Source organism: Planktothricoides sp. SR001, assembly GCF_001276715.1.
Lineage (GTDB): Bacteria > Cyanobacteriota > Cyanobacteriia > Cyanobacteriales > Laspinemataceae > Planktothricoides > Planktothricoides raciborskii.
In genome coordinates, this window is the sequence record NZ_LIUQ01000007.1 from 102715 (window position 1) to 123476 (window position 20762).

The window sequence follows — 20762 nt, forward strand, 5'->3', positions numbered from 1 at the left end:
CTCATTTTCGCCAATTTTAAAAAAGCACAAAAAACATGACAGTTTTAACAGTATCTCACGTTTATCAAAAATTTGTCAAACGGCAAGATTCTCTCTTGGTTTTGAAAGATATTAATTTATTCATAGAAACTGGGGAATTTGTCTGTGTGGTTGGCCCTTCGGGTTGTGGAAAATCAACCTTTTTAAGACTGGTTGCCGGTTTGGAAATACCCACTGCTGGGCATATTTTGGTGGAACAATTGCCGGTGACTGGGCCGGGTTTTGATCGCGGCATGGTTTTTCAAAGTTATACTCTTTATCCTTGGATGAATATCGCCGATAATGTGGGGTTTGGATTGAAATTACAAGGACTACCTAAGACCGAACGGCGCGATCGCATTTCTTATTATTTGGATATGGTCGGTTTGTCTGAGTTTGCCCATGCTTATCCCAAGGAATTATCCGGGGGAATGAAGCAACGAGTAGCGATCGCGCGGGCTTTAGCTTGTCACCCGAAAATCCTGCTTTTGGATGAACCATTTGGGGCGTTGGATATCCAAACTAAAGAAATTTTGCAACAATTTTTGCTGCAAATTTGGCGACAAACGGGGATTACCATTTTAATGATTACCCATGATATCGAGGAAGCGGTGTTTCTTTCCCAGCGAATATATGTTCTCACCGCCCGACCGGGGACAATTCAACAAGAATTTCCGATTAACTTACCCGGCGATCGCCCATATCGAATTAAGCGACAATCAAAATTTCAACAGTATAAAAATGAAATCGCTGATTGTTTGATGAGTAACGCCCAAGAAGCTTTGTTTTTTGGCGATCGATAGTTAGGGTTCATTAATTGCCAACAATTAGTAGGGTGGGCATTGCCCACCCTACTAATTGTTATTTTTCCTTGCTAATTGTCAGCGGGCGAAATATCTCTAGATTTACGCGAACTAACTGATACGGCGTGATTTCATAAAAGGCTTTATAGTGAGGCGATCGCAACCCCGCCCCATTGAGTTTATTCGGCCAGCCAACGATTAATACTGAGATGGGAGTTACTGCTTTTTTCCCTTTAGCTTTTAAGTAATTCAAGGCGTCGGTAGACCGGCGAAAAAATGTCACCGGCTGATGACTATAAAAAACTAAACTTGGTTTTTCAAAGGCAATCATCACGATTTCTTCTTCGGGCTGCCTAATCTCTTTTACAATAGCCGCGATTTCTCGGACAGGTTGCTGTCTTTCTGCATTAAATATCAGCAAAGTGGGCATCAGGGCAAAGATGAAAAATGCCAAAAAGCCGATAAAATTAATCGCCCACAGTCCATAACCGGGTAAAAGCCCCTGTCCTGCTGAAACCGATGTTTTTTGTTTTTTTAATTGCTGTAAAGTAGCAGCAATTATCTGATTTGAAAATAGCAAAAATAAGCCAATAATCAAGGCGATCGCACCTAAAATAATTGCTCCTACAGTTGGGACTCCTGATGCTTGTAAAGCTTGCGGAAAATTGGGCATCGCTGGGTCAGTATTCAGGAAACTGTAAACCCAGAAACAAGCAAGGGCTAACAGCAGCCAAAATACTAAATTAATCCAACCATTAATTAGAATAGATTTGGGAAAAGCTAACTTTTCTGAAGACTCACTAACTTTATTATCCGGGTAATTTGTAGTGAACAACAAAGCGACTAAAATGGCTGCCGCAGGCATTAAAGGCAAGACATAACTAGGCAGTTTTGTCGCCGCAACGGTAAAGAAACCAAAAATCGCCACAAACCAACAAAGGGCAAATAAACCTAACTGTTGAATGCGGGTTTGTCGCTGCCAATAATTTCTTTGCCACCACTTCAAACGGGCGATCGCTAAGGGTAAATATAATGACCAAGGGGCAAATCCAAGTAACACAACTATAAAGTAAAAATACCACGGAGCACTATGTCGATTGACCACATTGGTAAATCTTTCAAAGTTATGATAACCAAAAAAACTGTCGATATATTCTTGTCCATTTGCCCAGGTGACTAAAATATACCAAGGCAGGGTAATGAATAAAATAATCAGCAGTCCTCGAATCGCTTGCATCTCGGCTAAAACTGACTTAAACTGACCGAGATAGAGTAAAAATAAACTAATAATAAGTCCGGGTAAGACAATTCCCACCGGACCTTTGGCTAAAATCCCTAAAGCAATTAAAATATAAAAGGCTAAATACCATAAATTTACCTCTGACTTTTCGGGTTTATTCTCATGGTGAATAGTTGCCGGTTTTGTTTCTGCATATCCCAGGAAAAATGCTAATAAAGCACCGCCCATACAGCCCGTGAGCAGCATATCAGAAACACCGCTACGACCCCAGGCAATAGTTTCTAGATTAAAAGCCAGCATTCCTGACCCGAAAAAGGGTAAAATTTTCTGGAAAAACCTGGCTTTATTCTCAGAATTAGCAAATTTATTTAGGGTATAAAATAGTAGAATAATTAGCCCGATCGCTGATAAAGCAGAGGGCAACCTTACCGCCCATTCGTTCACCCCAATTAACAGATAGGCGATCGCTTGTAACCAGTAAATTAATGGCGGCTTATCAAACCGGGTTTGCTCATTAAAATAAGGAGTAATCCAATCCCCCCGGACAATCATTTGGCGAGATGCTTCAGCAAATAAGGGTTCAGTTTCATCAATTAAGTTAATCGCCCCTAAATTCCATAAAAAAGCGATCGCCCCAATCACAGTTAACCAGATTATTGCTAAAATTAATCCGATATTTTTTTTGTGTTTAACCATACTTATTTTAGAAATTACTTCAGATAGTAGGGTGAGCAATGCCCACCATGACCTGACTTATTTTAGATAGTAGGGTGGGCAATGCCCACCATGATCTTTAATTTTATCATATAGTCATTTGAATTGTGGTTGACATAAAACATCAGGGGCGCAAGCATTGCGCCCCTACAATATACGTTTATTTTCTGTAGGGGCGCAATGCTTGCGCCCCGGTATAATTTTATCAATCTTGAAAACTTGAAATAACTATACCAAATAAGGTTGCCATAGTAATCTTAAGTTGGGTCCACCGTCCAAGAAACCCAACGGACAAATTTAGAATAGATGCGCTACTACTATTTTAAAGCGGACTACAGCTTGTTCACGAGTAGGGGCGAATGGCCATTCGCCCCTACTTAACACATTCTCCTCACCCTAAATTTTTCCCCCAAAAAGGGAGAGGGACTTTGAGATTCGATAGAATTATTTCTGAGCAGGCTGTATCTCTGGATGCCATAAATATAGTATAATATCGGTGAATTGAATCTAGGTCAATACTGGAATCGCCAATTATGCAAAACACTCGTCTAAATACACTGGTAGATGTAACTTTAAATCGCTTAGATGAATGGTTAAAGAATCCCTGGCGCAGAACTTCTATACAATTATTAGCGTTTTTATTGGGTTTTATCGCCGGACAATTTATTGCCAGTATCGCCGGTCAAAGGGCAAATTTGGATGTAACAATGGCGGCGGTTTTCTTGATTATTATTGAAAGCTATAGTCGGTTGATTTATCGGTCTAACAGCGAATGGACTAAATCTTTATTTTTGCAAACCATAAACTGGTTTAAAATTGGTGTTATGTATTGTTTATTTTTGGAGGCTTTTAAACTTGCATCTTGAGAAAGTGGGGTCACAAATTCTGCAAAATTGGGCGACCCTGGGACGCCGCCCCAACCCGGAAGAATGGCAACAGCTAGAAGCCAGGGAATTGCAGGATAAAAACCGTTGTTTAGGGTTGGGAATCGATCCAGAAAATATTACGGAACTGCTTCAGCAGCGATCGCATTTGTTTGAGGCGGTGGTGGGAGAAGTTGGCCATATGCTTGGCTATTTGCCCGTGACTACTTTATGGTATTTGTGGATTCCTTTGGCTATGCAATTAGCGGCAAAGCAAAAAATATTAAACCGTCCCTTAATTCAAGGCATTTTAGGCGGTCAGGGGACGGGCAAAACCACAATGGGAAAAATGCTGAGTTTGATTCTCCGTGAATTAGGCAATCGCACCTTAAGTTTATCCATTGATGACCTATATAAAACTTATGCAGAACGGCAAAAATTGCGGGAATTAGACCCCCGATTAATTTGGCGTGGCCCCCCAGGAACCCACGATGTAGAATTGGGTTTGCAAGTGCTGGATAAACTGCGTCAGCAACCTTTAAAATTAGAAACAAATTCGCCAACTACGCCAAAATTAATCGAAATTCCTCGGTTTGATAAGTCAGCTTATCAAGGGGCAGGCGATCGCACCAATCCTGAAAAAATTGATGGTGCAGAAATTATTTTATTTGAGGGTTGGTTTGTGGGAGTTCGTCCCGTAGAGGGGGATATTTGGCACAATGCCCCGTGGCCAATTATTACAGAAAGCGATCGCATTTTTGCCCAAGATAATAATCAAAGATTACGAGAATATTTACCTCTTTGGCAGCGGTTAGATAGTTTAATTGTCCTCTATCCGGTGGATTATCGCTTAAGTTTAGCATGGCGAAAACAGGCCGAACATGAGATGATTGCCAGCGGTAAATCGGGCATGAGTGATGCAGAAATTGAACAATTTGTTTACTATTTTTGGCAAGCCTTACATCCAGAGTTATTTATTGAACCCTTAATCAAAAATCCGCAATGGGTGGATTTAGTCATTACCATTAATCGCGATCGATCCATCGGGCAAATTTATTCTCCGAAACCGGGTTTCTTTGCTTAACCTTTGCCACCCAACCCACATTAAAATAGAAACCCGGTTTCTTACAGCGGTTTTTAAATGAATAAACCACATTAACCGCCAGGGAATAAATTCCCTGGCTAATAGCGCAAGTCGGTTAAAACCGACTGAACTTTTCATCGCTACAAGCATGATTAGTCGGTTTTAACCGACTTACGCTATGAGGCGGGGATTTTAATCCCCGACGGGTGTGGTTTACGCAGTCAACCTTTGCCACCCAACCCACATTAAAATAGAAACCCGGTTTCTTTGCATGAACTCCCCACACCTCCCCACACCTCGATGGCGGCCTCCCACACCTCGATGGCGGCCTCCCACACCTCGATGGCGGCCTCCCCCTCCTCCTCACTCCTGCATTTTCGCCATAATCTTCAAACTCATCTCTGCCGATAATTCCCCTTGACGATTCTCACTCACCACCTGCTGCAAAAACCGCAAATAATTCCGCCAAACAGTTTGAGTATTCGGATGATTTTTTCTCAGTCCTGACACCAGAAAGGCATTAAATAATATTGACTACCGATGGATGTCTCGACGTGATAGCCATGACCAGAAAAATAAATCACTACTGTAGCGTCTGGGTTGCTGGTCTAAGCTAAATTATCTAATCCAGAGAGAATATTTTCGCGAATTGCGGCTTCGCTGACTAATAAACTGACTTGGTTTGTAGGATAGGCACATCGTCCTTCGTCTTTGAGAATGTTCGCCAAACCTTTGGCATCATCGATGGTATTCGGTAAATCTGCGCCCACCCCCACCACGAGGGCAAAACCTTGCTGGAAAATTGCTGTCATTGTCTTTTGCTCCATCACACCTTATATATAGTGTCATTTTTTTCTGATATTGCCTACAACTATTCAGAAACCGGGTTTCTTTGCTTAACCTTTGCCACCCACCCCCAGAAACCGGGTTTCTTCAGATAACCTTTGCCACCAACCCCAGAAACCGGGTTTCTTTAGACCATCGAAAGCCACCAACAAACAAATGTCATAGAAACCCGGTTTCTTGCCCCGGTTTCTTCCCCCGGTTTCTTTGCGTCATGGGCAACGGATGGGCAATTGGCAACGGATGGGCAACGGATGCGCGATCGCCTTTCTTGGCCGATCGCCAAAACTAGAAAAATATTGATTTCTCGGCTATCATAAAAAATATAACTTACCCAATATGATGAGAGAAACAACCTTTGCGGACATATTGGAAGCCTGCGATCGCCTTCCCCTAGAAGACCAAGAAAATCTGATTAATATTTTACAAATTTACAAAATCGGAAATGGTAAAAAAACCAGCTAAATGAAAATATTCAAAAAAACAGAAAATAATTTATTCTTTATGTTAATAGACAAAATTATCCAAGAACTAGAAGATATTCCCGCAGAAAATCTCACAGAAATTTATGATTTTATTCATAACTTCCGTTTAAGATTAAACTCAGATAATCCCCAAACACTTACGGTAAGCGAAGTCGAACCGCGTACCCCTGGAATCCTTCCAGGAAAACTGGGAGATGCGTTTTTTGAACCCCTACCAGAAGAAAAAATATAACTTACCCAATATGATGAGAGAAACAACCTTTGCGGACATATTGGAAGCCTGCGATCGCCTTCCCCTAGAAGACCAAGAAAATCTGATTAATATTTTACAAAATCGGATTAGAGAACAGCGCCGATCCGAGAAAGTAAAAGATGTTCAAGAAGCACAAAAAGAATTTGCTGAAGGAAAGTGTCAACCTGTGACCCCCGAACAACTGATGGAGGAAATTCTATCGTGACATTTGTCTTATTGCGATTTAACCGAGAATTCAGAAACCGGGTTTCTTGCGACAAACTTTGCGGAAAACCCACATTAAAATAGAAACCCGGTTTCTTCTTCTCCGAAACCGGGTTTCTTGCGACAACCTTTGCCACCAACCCCAGAAACCGGGTTTCTTGCGTCAAACTTTGCCACCCAACCCCAGAAACCGGGTTTCTTTAGACCATCGAAAGCCACCAACAAACAAATGTCATAGAAACCCGGTTTCTTGCCCCGGTTTCTTCCCCCGGTTTCTTATTTGCCGAAGTCAAACAACCCAAAAACCCCGCCCCCAGAAACCGGGTTTCTTGCCCCGGTTTCTTTGCCTAATTTACAGTACCATGAAATAACCCCTTGCATCTTCCCTCATCAATCAGGCAATATACCCGTGAATCAACCATCAGTTAATCCCCCCCAAGGATGCCCACAAATTCCTGAAACAATTCAATTAAGAAATTACCAAAAACAAGCGGTTGCCAGTTGGTTTGCTAACCAGGGTCGTGGCACTTTAAAAATGGCCACCGGCAGCGGCAAAACCATCACCGCATTAGCGATCGCCACCGAACTTTATCACAAAATTGGCTTGCAAGTATTGCTAGTCATTTGCCCTTACCGACATTTAGTCACCCAATGGGCAAGAGAATGTGAAAGATTTAATCTTCAGCCGGTGCTTGCCTTTGAAAGCGTTTACGAATGGCAGAGTTTACTTTCCAGTCAATTATACAATATTCGGGCGGGAAATCAAGCTTTTTTGACAGTCGTCACCACCAACTCAACCCTAATCAAAGATAGCTTTCAATCTCAACTAAAATACTTTCCCGAAAAAACCCTAATTGTCGGCGATGAAGCCCATAACTTAGGCAGTTTACGCTTAGAAGAAAGTTTACCCCGTAACCTAGGTTTACGTCTAGCACTTTCCGCCACTCCTGAACGCCATTTTGACGAAATTGGCACTCAAGCAATTTTTGACTATTTTGGCTCAATATTGCAACCAGAATTAAACTTAGCGGATGCCATTCGCCTCGGCGCCCTAGTTCATTATCTTTATTATCCAACTTTAGTCCAACTCACGGAAGAAGAAAGCATCACTTATCACAAATTAACTACCAGAATTGGCTGGGCTTTAAGTAAAAATTCCGATCTCGATCTTGATGATAATGAATTAGTCAGTAATTTATTAATCCAAAGAGCGAGATTAATTGGTAATGCCCAAAATAAGTTAACCGCTTTAAGAGAAATTATGTCTAATCGCCTGCATACTAGCCATACGTTATTTTATTGTGGCGAAGGTTCTAGTCAATCTCTGGATAGTGAAAGCCAGCGTCAAATTACTGCCGTTTGCCGAATTTTGGGATTAGAACTAGGCTATAGAATTAATACATATACGGCAGAAAATCCCATTGAACAACGAGAGGAATTACGGCGACAATTTGAAACGGGAGAACTGCAAGGATTAGTAGCCATTCGCTGTCTGGATGAAGGGGTGGATATTCCGGCAATTCGCACCGCCGTAATTCTTGCCAGTAGCACAAATCCCCGACAATTTATTCAACGACGGGGCAGAATTTTACGCCCTTATCCGGGGAAAGAATATGCAACTTTATTTGATACCATTGTCACTCCAGCAAATTTAAATCGTGATGCCTTAGAAGTTGAAAGAAATTTATTACGCAAAGAGTTAAAACGGTTCTTAGAATTTGCTAATTTAGCGGATAACGCGGTGGAAGCTTGCGCCACCTTGCGAAAAGTTGAAGCCAAGTATGGGTTGTGACATGGGGCTTCTGGGCTTCTGGGGTGTGGGGTGTAGGGTGTAGGGTGTAGGGTGTAGGGTGTAGGGTGTAGGGGGAAGCCGCCGTCGTGTAGGGTCTGGGGTGTAGGGTGTAGGGAAGAGGGAATAGTGAATAGTGAATAGTAAATAGTGCATAACAAATAGTGAATAGTGAATAGTGAATTGTGAATAGTGATATTTCTTTTGTACGGGCGTCCTTGCGAAGCATAATCCGTCAGGCTATATGGCCATTCGCCCCTACGACTTTTGTACGGGCGAATGGCCATATAGCCCCTACGAATGCATCACTTTCTTCCCCCAGACCCCACACCCCACACCGATAGCGGCCCCACACCCCAAAAGCAACCCCCGCTGACTGGAGGGAGAAGAAAGCAGAAGTATTTAGGCAAAGATTTCCATGTACCTGGTCAAGTTGATCTAAAATAGAGTGATTATTTCAGTAGCCGGATTTATCAGCCCCAAACATCTAGTAATTTTAAGGATATGGTTAAAGCATGAATGCCTATGATTATCCGATTCCGCCAAAAATTGCTACTATTTCTAAAGCATTAGCGGAAAAGCGTTCGTCTTATCACGCTAAATTACAGCTAAATGATGTTCAAGAACCGATTAATAGTGCTACCGAGGAGGTTCAAGCAATTATCCAGAAAGTTTTGGAAGTAGAGAAAGACAAACTCTACCAAAAGAATCCTCGCTACATTAACGATGATATTTTAAAGATTATTAAAGAAGTGATCCAATGAAATTAATTTCCTTGCACTTGTGTAATTTTCGGCAATTTTATTCTAAAAGCCCAGAAATTAGTTTTTCCAAGGGAACGCTAAATACGACGATTATTCACGGGAATAATGGCGCAGGAAAAACCACTTTACTGAATGCGTTTACTTGGGTATTGTACGATAAATTTACAGCGGCTTTTGCGGCGGAAGATCAACTGGTAAATAAACGGGCAATGACCGAAGCCCCTTTGGGAAAACCTGTAGAATGCTGGGTTGAGGTTGTGTTTGAACATGATAATAAACGCTATCAAGTGAAGCGGTTATGTCGGGCTTATAAGAAACAAGATAGTATTGATTATGGCCCAAGTGATTTATTTATGTTGGTGGCTGGAGAAGATGGTCGCTGGTCGCCACCCCCCCAACCTCCAGAAGATGTGATTGGGCGGATTTTGCCGGAAAGTTTGCATCAATATTTTTTCTTTGATGGGGAACGCATTGAACATATCGTTCGAGATGATAAAAAGGATGAAATTGCGATCGCCACTAAAGAACTTTTGGGCGTAGAAGTCTTAAACCGAGGAATTAGACATCTGAAAGAAGCCAAAAAATCTTTAGAAACTGATTTACGGGGAATTGGCAATCCCCTAACTAAAAAGTTCTTACAAGATAAACGTAAGCAAGAACAAGAAATAGAAGAAATGGCAAATCGGCAAAAAGAAATTGCCGCTAGTTTAACGGAAAAGTCGGAAGTTAAACGCACCCTAAATCAGCGGTTATTAGAACTCGGTGGCGCTGAAGAGTTGCAAACTTTACGAAATCAAATCGAAGCCCAACTGGAATCGTTACGCGAACAACTAAAGCAGGCAAAAGATAATTTAAAAAAGGAAATTTCAACCCGGGGCTATACGGTGTTATTGTTAGAAAGAATCGCCGATTTTCGTTCGATTGTGGAATCATTGCGGGAAAAAGGTGAGTTAACCAGTGGGATTCAGCAGCAATTTCTCCAAGATTTATTAGAACGACAAAAGTGTATTTGTGGAGAACCCCTGACTTTGGGAAGCGATCGCTATCAACAAGTTCACGCTTGGATGGAAAAAGCTGGGAGTGCTGATGTGGAAGAAACGACGATTCGCATGATTGCCCAAGTAGATGAACTGGATAAAATGCAGCCGCAGTTTTGGCAAGAAGTAGACCAACAGCAAGATAATATTAATCAGTATAGAATTGAAATTTCTAAGTTGGAAAATCACCTAGATGACACAAAAAATAAATTAAGAAAATATCCCGATGAAGATATTCAAAATCTCCAAAATCAATTGGACGAAACCGAACAAGCGATTAGCGATTTAGACCGAGAAGTCGGATCCACTCAGCAACAAATTGATAATTTAAAGCAGGAAATCGAACGGTTAGACAAAGAAATTGATGCCCAACAAATGAATGAGTATCGGCAAGTCCTCGCCCAGCGTCGAATTGCTGCTACCCAAGATGCGATCGAGCGACTAACTGAAGTGAGAAATCGCTTAGAGTCTCAGTTTAAAAGCCAATTAGAAAAGCGGGTACAGGAGATATTTAGCAGTATTTCATTTACCCCATATGTGCCAAAAATTAGCGATAAATATGAGTTGACCCTGGTAGAAAATACTACCGGAAAAGAGGCTTATGTGGCTGCTTCGACTGGAGAAAATCAAATTTTGAGCTTGTCATTTATTGGCGGGATTATTGATGGGGTGCGAGAATGGAGTAAAAAAAATAGCTTAATGATGGCGCCGGATAGTAGCACTTTTCCCATTGTGATGGATTCTCCCTTTGGCAGTTTGGATCAAATTTATCGGCGACAAATTGCTAAAATATTACCAGAATTGGCCAATCAGTTAGTGGTTTTAGTCACAAAAACTCAATGGAGGGGAGAGGTGGAAACTGAAATGGCTAATTATATTGGTCGAGAATATGTGCTGGTATATAATTCCCCAAAATCTGATTGTCAGGAAGATTCGATTGAGTTGGGAGGAGTGTTGTATCCCTTGGTTCGCCGTAGTCCTAATCAATTTGAATATACGGAGATTTTAGAAGTAGAACCGAGAGATTTTTAGGCCAATTAACGATTAGCGATCGATGGTCGGGTGGGCAATGTCCAGCCGATCGATAACCCCAATTAAATGCATTTTTTACTATATGAAAAAAGAATATAATAAGCTAGTGCGCGATCGCATTCCAGAAATTCTGCTTGAAGCGGGTCTAGATTTTGAGATTAGTACCCTATCGGAAACAGAATATCGTCAGTTATTAAGAAAAAAAATTATCGAAGAAGCCCAAGAACTCGCTGAATCCGATGCGGAACATTTATTAACGGAATTGGCCGATTTATATGAAGTCCTCGATGCCCTAATCGAGACGTATGGTTTATCCCTAGATGCTATCCTGAAAAAACAAAAACAACGCCGCATAGAACGGGGTGGCTTTAAACAGCGAATTCAACTGCTTTGGACTGAAGAATCCTCGGATTCTCAGGCTAAATAATTTATCGATCAAAAATTTTTACTATTCCCTCTTCCCTCTTCCCTCTTCCCCGTTCCCTCTTCCCCGTTCCCCGTTCCCTATTACCATAAGTAATTTATTCAGTGAGGAAGATTATGTTTTCTGATATTGATAATCATTGGGCAAAAGAATGCATTATCCAACTAGCTAAACGAAACCTGGTCAGCGGTTATCCTGATCGCAATTATCGCCCCAATGCCCCAGTGACTCGGGCAGAATTTGCGGTACTAATGTGTAATTTATTTGCCAATGCCCCAGTGGTACAGACGGCGGTTAACTTTAAAGATGTACCGGAAAACTACTGGGCGTATCGAGCCATTAAAACCGCTTCAGAAAAAGCATTTTTTGTGGGATATCCCGATTTTAGTTTTAAGCCCAATCAGCAAATTCCTAGAGTTCAAGCTATTATTGTGGTGGCGGCCCAACTGAAGTTAAAAGCCCCAACCGATGTTGATCGAATTCTTGCCAGTGCTTTCAATGATGCTATGCAAATTCCTAATTACGCTAAAAACATGATTGCCGCTGCCACAATTGGCTCCCTGGTAGTAAATTATCCCAACGTAAAAGAACTAAAAGCGAATCAAAGTGCCACCAGAGGTGAAATTGCCACTTTATTAACTCAAGCGTTACAAATTCCCGGTGTACCTGAAGAATATATTTCCAGAGTGCAGCAATTATCTGGAGAAATTCGCCCCTTACCGGGAGGGCTAGATTCAATTCCTACTTTTAATAGTAATAGTCCGGAAGTAGTGGAAAATTCGGGAATTTTATTATCTACATTTCCCCCCACGGGCAAACAAGTGCCAACAGCGCATTTAAATTTTCCTTTTACGGGTAGGTTTGATGTGTTCACTCACCATATTACCCGCGCCCGATATCAGGCAGAAACCCATCCGTTTTATCAAGGAATTTTGATGCATAATCCTACGAATGAAACGGTGGTGGTGGAAGTTTTGACAGGAGCGAGTTATTTGACTTCTCCTGATGCTTTTTTTATCAATTTACCACCGATGGTGGATAACAGCTTTGGGGATGTTTTTTCTGGGCCGGGTAGTCGGGTGATGAATGAGGTTTTACGCCAACGAAGACAGGCCATTTTTCCTAAATATATTGATATTCCTGCCAAAGGATATCAAATGTTATTAAATTTACCGATTCCTCTGGGTAATCGGGTGCCGGTTTCTAATGCGCGATCTACCATGATGCGGTTGTCGAGTAATGGCCGAATTTATTTGGCGAATTTGGCCATGAAAGCGCCGAAAAATGCCGATGGTAGCTATCGATCGCCCACGGTGGAGGAATGGCGCAATTTATTAGTCACAGGTAAATTAGTTTCTCCTAGGGATTCGGTGCCCACTCCCTTAGAACCGGAGGTGAAATTTCCCATTGTATTTAGTCGAGTAGCGGGAGTATCCCAGGGCACCCAATGGAAAGGGCAAATTACCGATAATTCTAACAGTTCATTCTTGAGTATTCCCAACCCTGGACAAGCCTTTTCTTATCCCATTGCCACCATTCATCAGGTCACATTGGGTACTCAACAAGTGCAAAGTGCTAAAATGTTAGTTCGTTATCCAGATACCGCCTATTTTGCTCATGCCAATTATGGCATAGAATATGACTTAATTGTGCCATTGCAGAATAAAACCCGTGCAACTCAGACGATATCAGTGATATTTTCTTCTCCTTTAAAAAATAGCGAAGCCGACCCACCGAATCAAAATGAATTGGTATTTTTAAATGGCAGCGATCGCATCTTTTTCCGAGGAACTGTCCGAGTCAGTTATCTGGACGAAGTGGGGGAAGAACATACCCGCTATTTTCACTTAGTTCAACCGGAAGGACATGAGGGCAAACCTTTAGTCACCTTGACCATGTTACCGGGTTCTCACACCCGCATTCAAGTGAATTTCCTTTATCCCCCAGATGCTACACCTCCCCAAGTTTTAACGGTAAAAAATGAGGGGTCGAAAAATTAAAACCCCGTCCCTATATGATTGATAGAAAAAACAAGATATTAGACAATTCAGGCTTTCCCAAGCTAAAAAGCCGAGTGGCGCCCTTTTCCGCTATCGGTTGGGGGCATCGATGCCGGTATTAAAGAATTGTCTAGTCTCTTGTTCTCGATCGCTTGCTTAATTAAAAATCAAGATTAAACCGGCATTAACCCGGCGATCGATAGCCGCCAAATATGGCTAATTGATAATATTTCCAGGGCACCATCACCGGATGAAAGCCGACGTTTTTCAACATAGCCAACTGATCTAATAAATCACCCATTTCCTGTTCATGGGAATACCCTTCGGGTTTCGTTGGGGCAATTTGCTCTCGAAGTTTGCTCAAAGTATTTCCGTGACTCACCGCCCATTCTTCGCGAGTTTTTTGATAAAATTCCACGAGGTTAGGTAAATCGGGCAACACCAAATCCCCATTCCAAAAACAACCGTTTGGCTGTAAATTTTCGCCAATCCATTGAAACACTTTTTCTTTCATTGGATCTGTTAAATGGTGAATAGCCAAAGATGACAAACAAACATCAAACCCATTTTTGGGAGCCAAAGGTGCATTCAGGCTGGCTAAATTGCCAAAATCAGCTTTAATCCAATGGACTTGTTCTCCATAGCCAAATTTGTCAATTTTCACACTGGCAAAATCTAGCATTCGAGGAGAATAATCCACGGCGACAATTTCAATTTCCGGAAATCGACTGAGGATTTTGCCCGTGAGTTCACCCGTCCCACAACCCAGTTCTAACAACTGTCGAGTATTCGGTGGAATGCAATGTACAAGCAGATCCAGCATTTCATCATAACGGGGCAATAGTTGTCGAATGTTGCGATCGTAGTCAGTCAGATTTAGGAAAAGTTCTCCAGGAAATATCTCTTGCATAAATTCAAATTCCCTTAAATTGAATTGGAGAATTGCCTCTTGATTGTAGAAATTCACCCAATTTTATTGTACCTGATTAATCTAATATTTCAGTGATTTTTCCGGATGATTCCCGATCGCGATCGCTATTTTGTTGACTGTTGACTGTTGACTGTTGACTTTTGACTGTTGACCCCCCTCTGCACGGGGGCTGACGGTTATTGGTTATTTTGTTAAAAATAATAAGCAATAAGCAATAAGCAATAATTCTCGACCATCACCACCGATCGCGCAATCGTAACTTCATCCGCTAGAATTTACCCAGGGTGTTCATGGTTTTATTGGGTTCAGTCTTTTTAATTTTCTCTATGCATGACAAAAAGCTCTCATTGTTTTACTTGATTAAAGCTAGATTATCTAAAAGAATCGTTTTTTGGGTATTTCTCAGTTTAATTGCCATTGAAGCCATAATTTTAATCCCTTCAGCGCAGCGACGAGAACAAGAACTTCTAGAGCAATTAACCGAGGTATCCTCGGCCAAAGTCAGTTGGCTAATTCAAACCTACCCGATGATTTCTAGTCAAGAATTTATAGTGCAATTACGGCGACTAAAAATTGAAACAATGTTTGGCAAAATTATCGGCGGAATTCTCTATGATAGTCAGGGAAAGACTCTCCATCAATTTGGAGAAATTCCCTCCCTTGATTGGGAACAGGTAATGAGCGATCGCCTCAAACTCAAGCCGCACGATCTGGATCGATACGATCTGGCTTGGAAATTAGAACATATTCCGGGAAACTACATATTAATTTTGCGCCATGATGTATCTTTAATTGGCATAGAATTATGGGCATATAAAGCCCGAATTGCTGGCTTAGTAGTCTTAATTTCTCTCGTAGTCACTTCAACAACGATGTTTGTCTTAGGAAAAACGGTAATTTTTCCTGTATTGCAACTGCGCGATGACATCCTAGGGGCGGGAGAAGCCCTGAGTCAAGACTTACCCACCCCAGACTTTTATTCTTGTTCCGTGCAAAGAACTGATGAATTAGGAGAAGTTATGCAAGCGTTTAAGCAAATGTTTGAAAGAGTCCATCAAGAAATTGCCGAACGAAAACAAGCGGAAGAAATGTTACGAGGCGAACAGCAAAAATCGGAAACTTTACTCTTAAATATTTTACCCACTGCGATCGCAAAAAAATTAAAGAATGGAGAAAATCACATTGCCGATGGATTTGCCTCAGTAACGATTTTGTTTGCGGATATTGTCGGCTTTACCCAACTTTCCCAACAAACATCCCCCGCTGATTTAGTCCAATTATTAAACCATATTTTTTCTGCCTTTGATCGCTTAAGCGAAAAACATCAATTAGAAAAAATAAAAACCATTGGGGATGCGTATATGGTGGTGGGAGGTTTGCCCATTCCCAGACCGGATCACGCCGAAGCGATCGCGGCAATGGCCCTGGATATGCAAGATGCGATCGCCGATTTTAATGCCCAAAATAAATCCGATTTAACCATGCGAATTGGCATCAATACCGGGGCAGCGATCGCTGGAGTCATTGGCACCAAAAAATTTATCTATGACCTATGGGGTGATGCGGTCAATACTGCCTCTCGCATGGAGTCCCACGGCATTCCTGGAGAAATTCAGGTGACAGAATCTACCTACAATCTGCTGAAAAACAAATATTCTTTCCAGCCACGGGGAAAAATTCATATTAAAGGCAAAGGAAAAATGACGACCTATTTACTGAAAAAATCAGATAGTTAGACTAATTTTGACATTTTTAGAGATCGAATAGTCAGTAGACCGCTGACAGTGGCCGATTGACCGTGAAAGCAAAAAATAGAGAAATTTCTAAAAGCGCTCTCAAGTATAGTCGCCCATAATGAAAGAATTTGGAAATTAGCCTTTACCCCAGACGGTAAAGTGATCGCCTCTGCCAGTAAAGATGGCACCGTGAAATTATGGCAAACCGATGGCACACTTTTGGCCACATTGAATCATCAAGGGGGTGCGGTTTGGGGCGTCGCCATTAGTCCCCAAGGGGATTTGATTGCCTCTAGCAGTCGGGATGACACCGTAAAACTCTGGAAATTAGATGGCACCCTAGTGAAAACCATTAACGGGCAGAGTAGAGGCATCACCAGAGTCGCATTTAGTCCCGATGGTCAAACCATTGCCACTGGGGGTGTAGATAATACGGTAAAGCTGTGGAACTGGCAAGGAGAATTACTAGCCAATTTGCCCGGACATACCGGCATGGTGGTCAGGGTTGCCTTTACCCCGGATGCTGACTTTGTGGTTTCTGGGAGCGACGATTCCCTTTCCTGAGCTTCGCGAACGCACCGTGATTATTTGGGATTTAGCAAAAATTCATACCTGAAAAAACTAGCTTATGGCTGCGACTGGGTACGGGATTATTTGCACCACAATCCTCTGGTGGAAGCAAAAGACCGAAACCTTTGTGATGGGGTGAAAAGTGATGGGGTGAAAAGTGATGGGGTGAAAAAATAGGCAACGTCCTACATCATGGGTATCTTAGAGTCAAGAAACCCGGTTTCTTGATTCAGGTAAATGTTATATCAAATTTTAGGCAGAAACCCGGTTTCTCTGTCCCAGGAAAAACCTGAAAAAATGTAGCCTATTTTACTGTTTAAAAAACCATCGTTTTTTTGATGGATTCCTGATGGATTTCAAATAGAAAACCAAACTTCAGACTGAAGTTTGGCTTTCAAGGTATATATGTTTTGATGGCTAGGGTCTTTATCTGGGCTGACCCCATTTGAACTAACTATATGTTTGCATAACTTTGGCAAAATTGCCAATACCTTAATAATTTCTTTATAATCTCGCAAAATTAGGATGGTAAAAGGTTATAGCCGCTACTTATGGGTGAGTGTCGCCCCCAAAACTTGGGAAAACCAAACTTCAAACGAGCGTAAGCGAGCCATGCCCAATCCTTCAGCGGGATCGACTAATGGTTCTACTAAAATAGTAAACATTCCTAACCGATTGCCTGCGAGAACATCGGTAAAGAGGCGATCGCCCACCATCGCTAATTGTTCCACCGGCAACTGCATTTGCTCCACCGCTTGTCTTAACTTCCGACGGGATGGTTTAGCCGCCCCAGCAATATAAGGCAAATTCAGGGCATCTCCGATACGAGCAATCCGGGCTGAAATCACATTATTACTAACCAACCATAAACTAGCGACTTGTCGAATTTCACTCACCCATTGTTGTAACTCATCGGAGATATGATCTTGATTAATTGGCACCAGAGTTTCATCAACATCTAAAACCAGTCCTTTGAGATGATGTTGCTGAATTAATTCTGGAGTAATCGTCAAAACTGAACTGCCCAAAACGAGATCCGGTTCTAAAAGTTTGCCCCAAGACATGGTATTTTACTCTTTATTTTACGCTAAAATAGTAATAATAATATTAACAACCAATTAAGAATTAATAAAGTGTGAAGTTAGGCGATATTGCCTCGAACTTCACACTTAATGGTTTGACCAGGATAACTATTGTCGCGCCCCATCTCGGCGATCGTGAATTTCCTCCTGCGCTTTTTGATGTTCGGCCAAGGTACGGCTAAATACATGAGTGCCATCATAGCGAGCGACAAAATACAAATATTCAGTTTTTTGCGGATTTAAACTCGCTGTTAAACTCGGCAGTCCTGGTGAGCCAATGGGAGTTGGAGGTAAACCCACATTGAGATAAGTATTATAAGGAGAAGGAGTCTCAACTTGTTCCCAAGTTAAAGGGCGATCGGGAGTTTGTGTCACCCCTAATCCATATTCAACGGTTGGGTCAGCACCCAGAGGAATTCCTTCTTCTAATCGTCTGGCAAATACCCCAGCAATCAGCGGACGTTCTTGTGCGATCACCGCTTCTCTTTCAACAATACTAGCCAGAGTCACCCATTCTTTTAAACTGTAATTAGTTTGGGCTTTCCCGGCTTCATAAACTGGCAGGACTAATCGTTCAAATTGCCCTAGCATTTGGCGGATCACTGCTTGTGGACTGATCTGATCGCTATTGAGATGATAAGTGTCTGGATATAAAAATCCTTCTAGGTGAGGAATATCTTTGGGTAGCCAGGGAAATTCATTGGTGGGAATTTCTGACGCGGCAGCCATGAATTCTTTAGCGCTGAAAAAACCAAGGGACTCAAGATAATCCGCCATCTTTTTCAGTGTCCAACCTTCCCGGATCGTGTAGCCATCTTGAACGACCGATCCTCGCCAAATTTTAGTGGCGATCGCATTCAAATCTTCCGTTGGGTAAAACTCATAAGCCCCTGCCTGGAATCCACCATTGGGTTCTCGGAAAGTTTGCCAGCGAGTCCATAATTTCCACGCGGTTTCCGACCGAATCAACCCTTGGTTGATTAATTTTGTACCGATTTGCTGTCCCGGAGTTCCCGAAGCGATTTCTAAATAGATCGCTTTGGGTTTTGACTCTTCATCGGTCTCTTTTGTAAACGGTGAAGCCATTGGCGCACTGGCGGACATCCACCAGGCCCCAGCTTGCAACCCAGCCACTCCTAGCAATCCGCAAAAAAACAGAAAAGAAAAGAAAACACGAGTAACGATCCTAGTTGGATTTTTTTTGGGTTTGCTTTTCAGCACGATCTCTCCCCCCCCCTAATTACTTGTCAACTGAAGATTTCCGACCCTGATTATGATGAAACTTAATTCATTTCACTAAATAAGTGTTCTTCAATCATTCCTTCCAAGCTTGGTAACATCGGTTCGAGTTCTTCTAATTCTTCATCAGAGAGTAATTGCGGTTGTCCATTTTCGTCCAATCGAGCCAAAATAAAAAATGGATCTAGCGGTGTATAAATGGCATACTCCTGCTCTTCATTATAAAAACTAGCCAGCAGTTGTAACTCCTCATACCCTTCTTCTTCTTCAGAAGACTCCGCCTCATCCTCTAGTAAATCGGGAAGTTCACCACTGACGGTTAGGGTGACAGCAGTGCGTTTGAGGGTGAGATTTTGTTCTTCTAGCACCGCTTTGGCGGTTTCAAAAATCTCATCAATCTCATCAGGGTCTTCGATCGCAATGGGTTCTTCATCATCGTCATCTTCTGCCCAAGCAAAAATTTCTACCGGGGCATCTACCGGCAAAAGCAACACATAATTTTCCCCATTTAGTTCAAACGAATGCTCAACATAACAAGCGAGCGATCGCCCAAATTCATCAGTTACAGTCACAGATTTCGCGGAAAAGGTTCCATTTTCTTGTGGGAATTCTGATTGGGTCATAACCTTATAGAACAATTGAATATTGTAGCAAATAGTACCAATCAGTGCTGATTTAACACACTGATTAATGGGTCACTCTTTAGACGATAGTTTGGCGATGAATTACCCATGCTAAAATATCTTCGGTCATATAGTGGCCTAATCTAAAGACACATTCAGAATATCACGGCCTTGGGACATCTGGCCGAGTGTCAAAAATTAATGATTGACCATTGGTTGTTGTTGGTCTGTCGTTGTTGGTTGTTTGTTCTTGGTTAGTTACTCGTTATTATTTATTCGTTATTAGTTATAAAATTATTTGCTAGAAAGTTATTTGCTAAGGGAACGGGGAAATTCACACTCAGCAAAGAACCGCCATCATAGGAGTGCCGGAGAGCAAGGAATAGGACATTCGGGTCATTCGGGACAACCGTCAACCGTCAACCGTCAACCGTCAACGGTTCCTCTCTCCTCATCCTGGCTGAGGGTTCCGGGTTCAGGGGTGAGGGCTGATAGCTTTTGCCGACGGTCATCTAACCATTGCTGCAAAATCAGGGCAGCGGCTTTGCGATCGATCAGCCCCTTATTTCGGGAAGGGGAAATATTTTCCGCCTTGAGCATTTCTTCCGCCTGAAAAGAAGTTAAGCGCTCATCCACATACTCCACAGGTAACTGTAAAGCCGTAGAGAGCGCTTGAGCAAATTTGAGGATCTGTCGAGATTGGAGCCCAACGGTGCCATCCATCGAATAAGGTAAACCGACGACGAGGACTTGGACTTCGCGATCGCGGATAATTGCTTCTAGGTTGGCGACCACCTGGGCAAAAGATTTGCGGTAGATAGTCTCCAACCCGGTAGCAATCAACCCCGTGCCATCACAACCTGCGACACCAATTCGCTTTCTACCGAGATCCAAACCTAAAGCAGAGATTTTTTTTGTCACCGTTAACTGTTAAAACCTTGAAAATGAACCATAAACGCCTGTACCATCGTCAACCCAGTCTAACCCCACGGGTGCTTTGTATGGAACACGGTGAACCAACGGGACAA

The 20762-nt window shown here is 42.2% G+C and carries 23 protein-coding genes; 15 read left to right on the top strand and 8 right to left on the bottom strand.

Translation table 11 applies throughout. From position 1 onward, the window contains the following. Positions 1-35 precede the first annotated feature (35 nt). Positions 36-821, top strand: a complete 786-nt coding sequence (locus AM228_RS06500; RefSeq protein WP_054465280.1) for an ABC transporter ATP-binding protein — start codon at positions 36-38, stop codon at positions 819-821. Positions 822-879: 58 nt separating this feature from the next. Here the strand turns inward: AM228_RS06500 and AM228_RS06505 are convergent, their stop codons facing one another. After that, a complete protein-coding gene (locus tag AM228_RS06505; protein ID WP_054465281.1) occupies positions 880-2757 on the bottom strand; it encodes a glycosyltransferase family 39 protein in 1878 nt (625 codons plus the stop codon). A 551-nt stretch (positions 2758-3308) separates the two neighbouring features. On the opposite strand from AM228_RS06505, the gene AM228_RS06510 reads away from it, so the two are divergent. Next, a complete protein-coding gene (locus AM228_RS06510; protein ID WP_054465282.1) occupies positions 3309-3641 on the top strand; it encodes a DUF565 domain-containing protein in 333 nt (110 codons plus the stop codon). Continuing rightward, positions 3631-4722, top strand: coding sequence for a glycerate kinase (locus tag AM228_RS06515; RefSeq protein ID WP_197285232.1), 1092 nt, complete (start codon positions 3631-3633; stop codon positions 4720-4722). Before AM228_RS06510 ends, AM228_RS06515 begins: the two co-directional genes overlap by 11 nt. Before the next feature lie 363 nt (positions 4723-5085). Here the strand turns inward: AM228_RS06515 and AM228_RS31970 are convergent, their stop codons facing one another. Together AM228_RS31970 and AM228_RS06520 are read right to left on the bottom strand one after the other, a co-directional pair. Next, positions 5086-5232, bottom strand: a complete 147-nt coding sequence (locus AM228_RS31970; RefSeq protein WP_156331579.1) for a hypothetical protein — start codon at positions 5230-5232, stop codon at positions 5086-5088. A gap of 98 nt (positions 5233-5330) precedes the next feature. Further along, a complete protein-coding gene (locus tag AM228_RS06520; protein WP_054465284.1) occupies positions 5331-5534 on the bottom strand; it encodes a hypothetical protein in 204 nt (67 codons plus the stop codon). 80 nt (positions 5535-5614) lie between these two features. Here AM228_RS06520 and AM228_RS31975 point away from each other — a divergent pair, with 80 nt between their 5' ends. From AM228_RS31975 to AM228_RS06555, 9 genes are all read left to right on the top strand, one after another. Continuing rightward, positions 5615-5857 (top strand): hypothetical protein, encoded by a 243-nt coding sequence (locus tag AM228_RS31975; RefSeq protein ID WP_156331580.1) that lies wholly within the window; start codon positions 5615-5617, stop codon positions 5855-5857. A 47-nt stretch (positions 5858-5904) separates the two neighbouring features. Next, positions 5905-6030 (top strand): hypothetical protein, encoded by a 126-nt coding sequence (locus AM228_RS36045; RefSeq protein ID WP_255353158.1) that lies wholly within the window; start codon positions 5905-5907, stop codon positions 6028-6030. Further along, positions 6031-6282: a hypothetical protein gene (locus AM228_RS06525; RefSeq protein WP_231636658.1), complete on the top strand. Its 252-nt coding sequence runs from the start codon at positions 6031-6033 to the stop codon at positions 6280-6282. Positions 6283-6292: 10 nt separating this feature from the next. Further along, complete coding sequence (locus AM228_RS06530) at positions 6293-6508, top strand: hypothetical protein (RefSeq protein ID WP_054465285.1); 216 nt, start codon at positions 6293-6295, stop codon at positions 6506-6508. Between the two features lie 408 nt (positions 6509-6916). After that, on the top strand, positions 6917-8299 hold the full coding sequence (locus tag AM228_RS06535; protein WP_197285233.1) for a DNA phosphorothioation system restriction enzyme: 1383 nt from the start codon (positions 6917-6919) through the stop codon (positions 8297-8299). Between the two features lie 512 nt (positions 8300-8811). Continuing rightward, complete coding sequence (locus AM228_RS06540; protein ID WP_054465286.1) at positions 8812-9060, top strand: hypothetical protein; 249 nt, start codon at positions 8812-8814, stop codon at positions 9058-9060. Beyond that, complete coding sequence (locus AM228_RS06545) at positions 9057-11129, top strand: AAA family ATPase (RefSeq protein ID WP_054465287.1); 2073 nt, start codon at positions 9057-9059, stop codon at positions 11127-11129. Before AM228_RS06540 ends, AM228_RS06545 begins: the two co-directional genes overlap by 4 nt. 82 nt (positions 11130-11211) lie before the next feature. Continuing rightward, positions 11212-11556 carry a nucleoside triphosphate pyrophosphohydrolase gene (locus tag AM228_RS06550; protein WP_054465288.1) on the top strand — a complete coding sequence of 115 codons (345 nt, stop codon included), beginning with the start codon at positions 11212-11214 and terminating at the stop codon, positions 11554-11556. 113 nt (positions 11557-11669) lie between these two features. Then, positions 11670-13553: a DUF3370 family protein gene (locus AM228_RS06555; protein WP_082348771.1), complete on the top strand. Its 1884-nt coding sequence runs from the start codon at positions 11670-11672 to the stop codon at positions 13551-13553. A gap of 184 nt (positions 13554-13737) precedes the next feature. Here the strand turns inward: AM228_RS06555 and AM228_RS06560 are convergent, their stop codons facing one another. Next, complete coding sequence (locus tag AM228_RS06560; RefSeq protein ID WP_231636660.1) at positions 13738-14520, bottom strand: trans-aconitate 2-methyltransferase; 783 nt, start codon at positions 14518-14520, stop codon at positions 13738-13740. 290 nt (positions 14521-14810) lie between these two features. On the opposite strand from AM228_RS06560, the gene AM228_RS06565 reads away from it, so the two are divergent. The 3 genes from AM228_RS06565 to AM228_RS34970 all read left to right on the top strand — a co-directional run bounded on the left by AM228_RS06565 (position 14811) and on the right by AM228_RS34970 (position 16967). Next, positions 14811-16220 (top strand): adenylate/guanylate cyclase domain-containing protein, encoded by a 1410-nt coding sequence (locus AM228_RS06565; protein WP_054465359.1) that lies wholly within the window; start codon positions 14811-14813, stop codon positions 16218-16220. A gap of 105 nt (positions 16221-16325) precedes the next feature. Then, positions 16326-16784 carry a WD40 repeat domain-containing protein gene (locus AM228_RS34965; RefSeq protein WP_255353159.1) on the top strand — a complete coding sequence of 153 codons (459 nt, stop codon included), beginning with the start codon at positions 16326-16328 and terminating at the stop codon, positions 16782-16784. A gap of 24 nt (positions 16785-16808) precedes the next feature. Next, complete coding sequence (locus AM228_RS34970) at positions 16809-16967, top strand: hypothetical protein (protein ID WP_231636662.1); 159 nt, start codon at positions 16809-16811, stop codon at positions 16965-16967. 368 nt (positions 16968-17335) lie between these two features. Here the strand turns inward: AM228_RS34970 and AM228_RS06575 are convergent, their stop codons facing one another. The 4 genes from AM228_RS06575 to ruvX form a co-directional block, all read right to left on the bottom strand. Further along, complete coding sequence (locus AM228_RS06575; protein WP_054465292.1) at positions 17336-17854, bottom strand: YqeG family HAD IIIA-type phosphatase; 519 nt, start codon at positions 17852-17854, stop codon at positions 17336-17338. 126 nt (positions 17855-17980) lie between these two features. Further along, positions 17981-19006, bottom strand: a complete 1026-nt coding sequence (gene mltG, locus AM228_RS06580; RefSeq protein WP_313890597.1) for an endolytic transglycosylase MltG — start codon at positions 19004-19006, stop codon at positions 17981-17983. Between the two features lie 149 nt (positions 19007-19155). Next, complete coding sequence (locus AM228_RS06585; protein ID WP_054465294.1) at positions 19156-19734, bottom strand: DUF3727 domain-containing protein; 579 nt, start codon at positions 19732-19734, stop codon at positions 19156-19158. A gap of 426 nt (positions 19735-20160) precedes the next feature. Next, complete coding sequence (gene ruvX / locus AM228_RS06590) at positions 20161-20655, bottom strand: Holliday junction resolvase RuvX (protein ID WP_054465295.1); 495 nt, start codon at positions 20653-20655, stop codon at positions 20161-20163. Positions 20656-20762: the final 107 nt, after the last annotated feature.

What these genes read in the sequence shown, in the direction of transcription:
- AM228_RS06500 (WP_054465280.1), top strand. Translation starts at nt 36, where the DNA reads ATGACAGTTTTAACAGTATCTCACGTTTATCAAAAATTTGTCAAACGG.
- AM228_RS06505 (WP_054465281.1), bottom strand. Translation starts at nt 2,757, where the DNA reads ATGGTTAAACACAAAAAAAATATCGGATTAATTTTAGCAATAATCTGG.
- AM228_RS06510 (WP_054465282.1), top strand. Translation starts at nt 3,309, where the DNA reads ATGCAAAACACTCGTCTAAATACACTGGTAGATGTAACTTTAAATCGC.
- AM228_RS06520 (WP_054465284.1), bottom strand. Translation starts at nt 5,534, where the DNA reads ATGACAGCAATTTTCCAGCAAGGTTTTGCCCTCGTGGTGGGGGTGGGC.
- AM228_RS36045 (WP_255353158.1), top strand. Translation starts at nt 5,905, where the DNA reads ATGATGAGAGAAACAACCTTTGCGGACATATTGGAAGCCTGCGATCGC.
- AM228_RS06525 (WP_231636658.1), top strand. Translation starts at nt 6,031, where the DNA reads ATGAAAATATTCAAAAAAACAGAAAATAATTTATTCTTTATGTTAATA.
- AM228_RS06530 (WP_054465285.1), top strand. Translation starts at nt 6,293, where the DNA reads ATGATGAGAGAAACAACCTTTGCGGACATATTGGAAGCCTGCGATCGC.
- AM228_RS06540 (WP_054465286.1), top strand. Translation starts at nt 8,812, where the DNA reads ATGAATGCCTATGATTATCCGATTCCGCCAAAAATTGCTACTATTTCT.
- AM228_RS06545 (WP_054465287.1), top strand. Translation starts at nt 9,057, where the DNA reads ATGAAATTAATTTCCTTGCACTTGTGTAATTTTCGGCAATTTTATTCT.
- AM228_RS06550 (WP_054465288.1), top strand. Translation starts at nt 11,212, where the DNA reads ATGAAAAAAGAATATAATAAGCTAGTGCGCGATCGCATTCCAGAAATT.
- AM228_RS06555 (WP_082348771.1), top strand. Translation starts at nt 11,670, where the DNA reads ATGTTTTCTGATATTGATAATCATTGGGCAAAAGAATGCATTATCCAA.
- AM228_RS06565 (WP_054465359.1), top strand. Translation starts at nt 14,811, where the DNA reads ATGCATGACAAAAAGCTCTCATTGTTTTACTTGATTAAAGCTAGATTA.
- AM228_RS06575 (WP_054465292.1), bottom strand. Translation starts at nt 17,854, where the DNA reads ATGTCTTGGGGCAAACTTTTAGAACCGGATCTCGTTTTGGGCAGTTCA.
- AM228_RS06585 (WP_054465294.1), bottom strand. Translation starts at nt 19,734, where the DNA reads ATGACCCAATCAGAATTCCCACAAGAAAATGGAACCTTTTCCGCGAAA.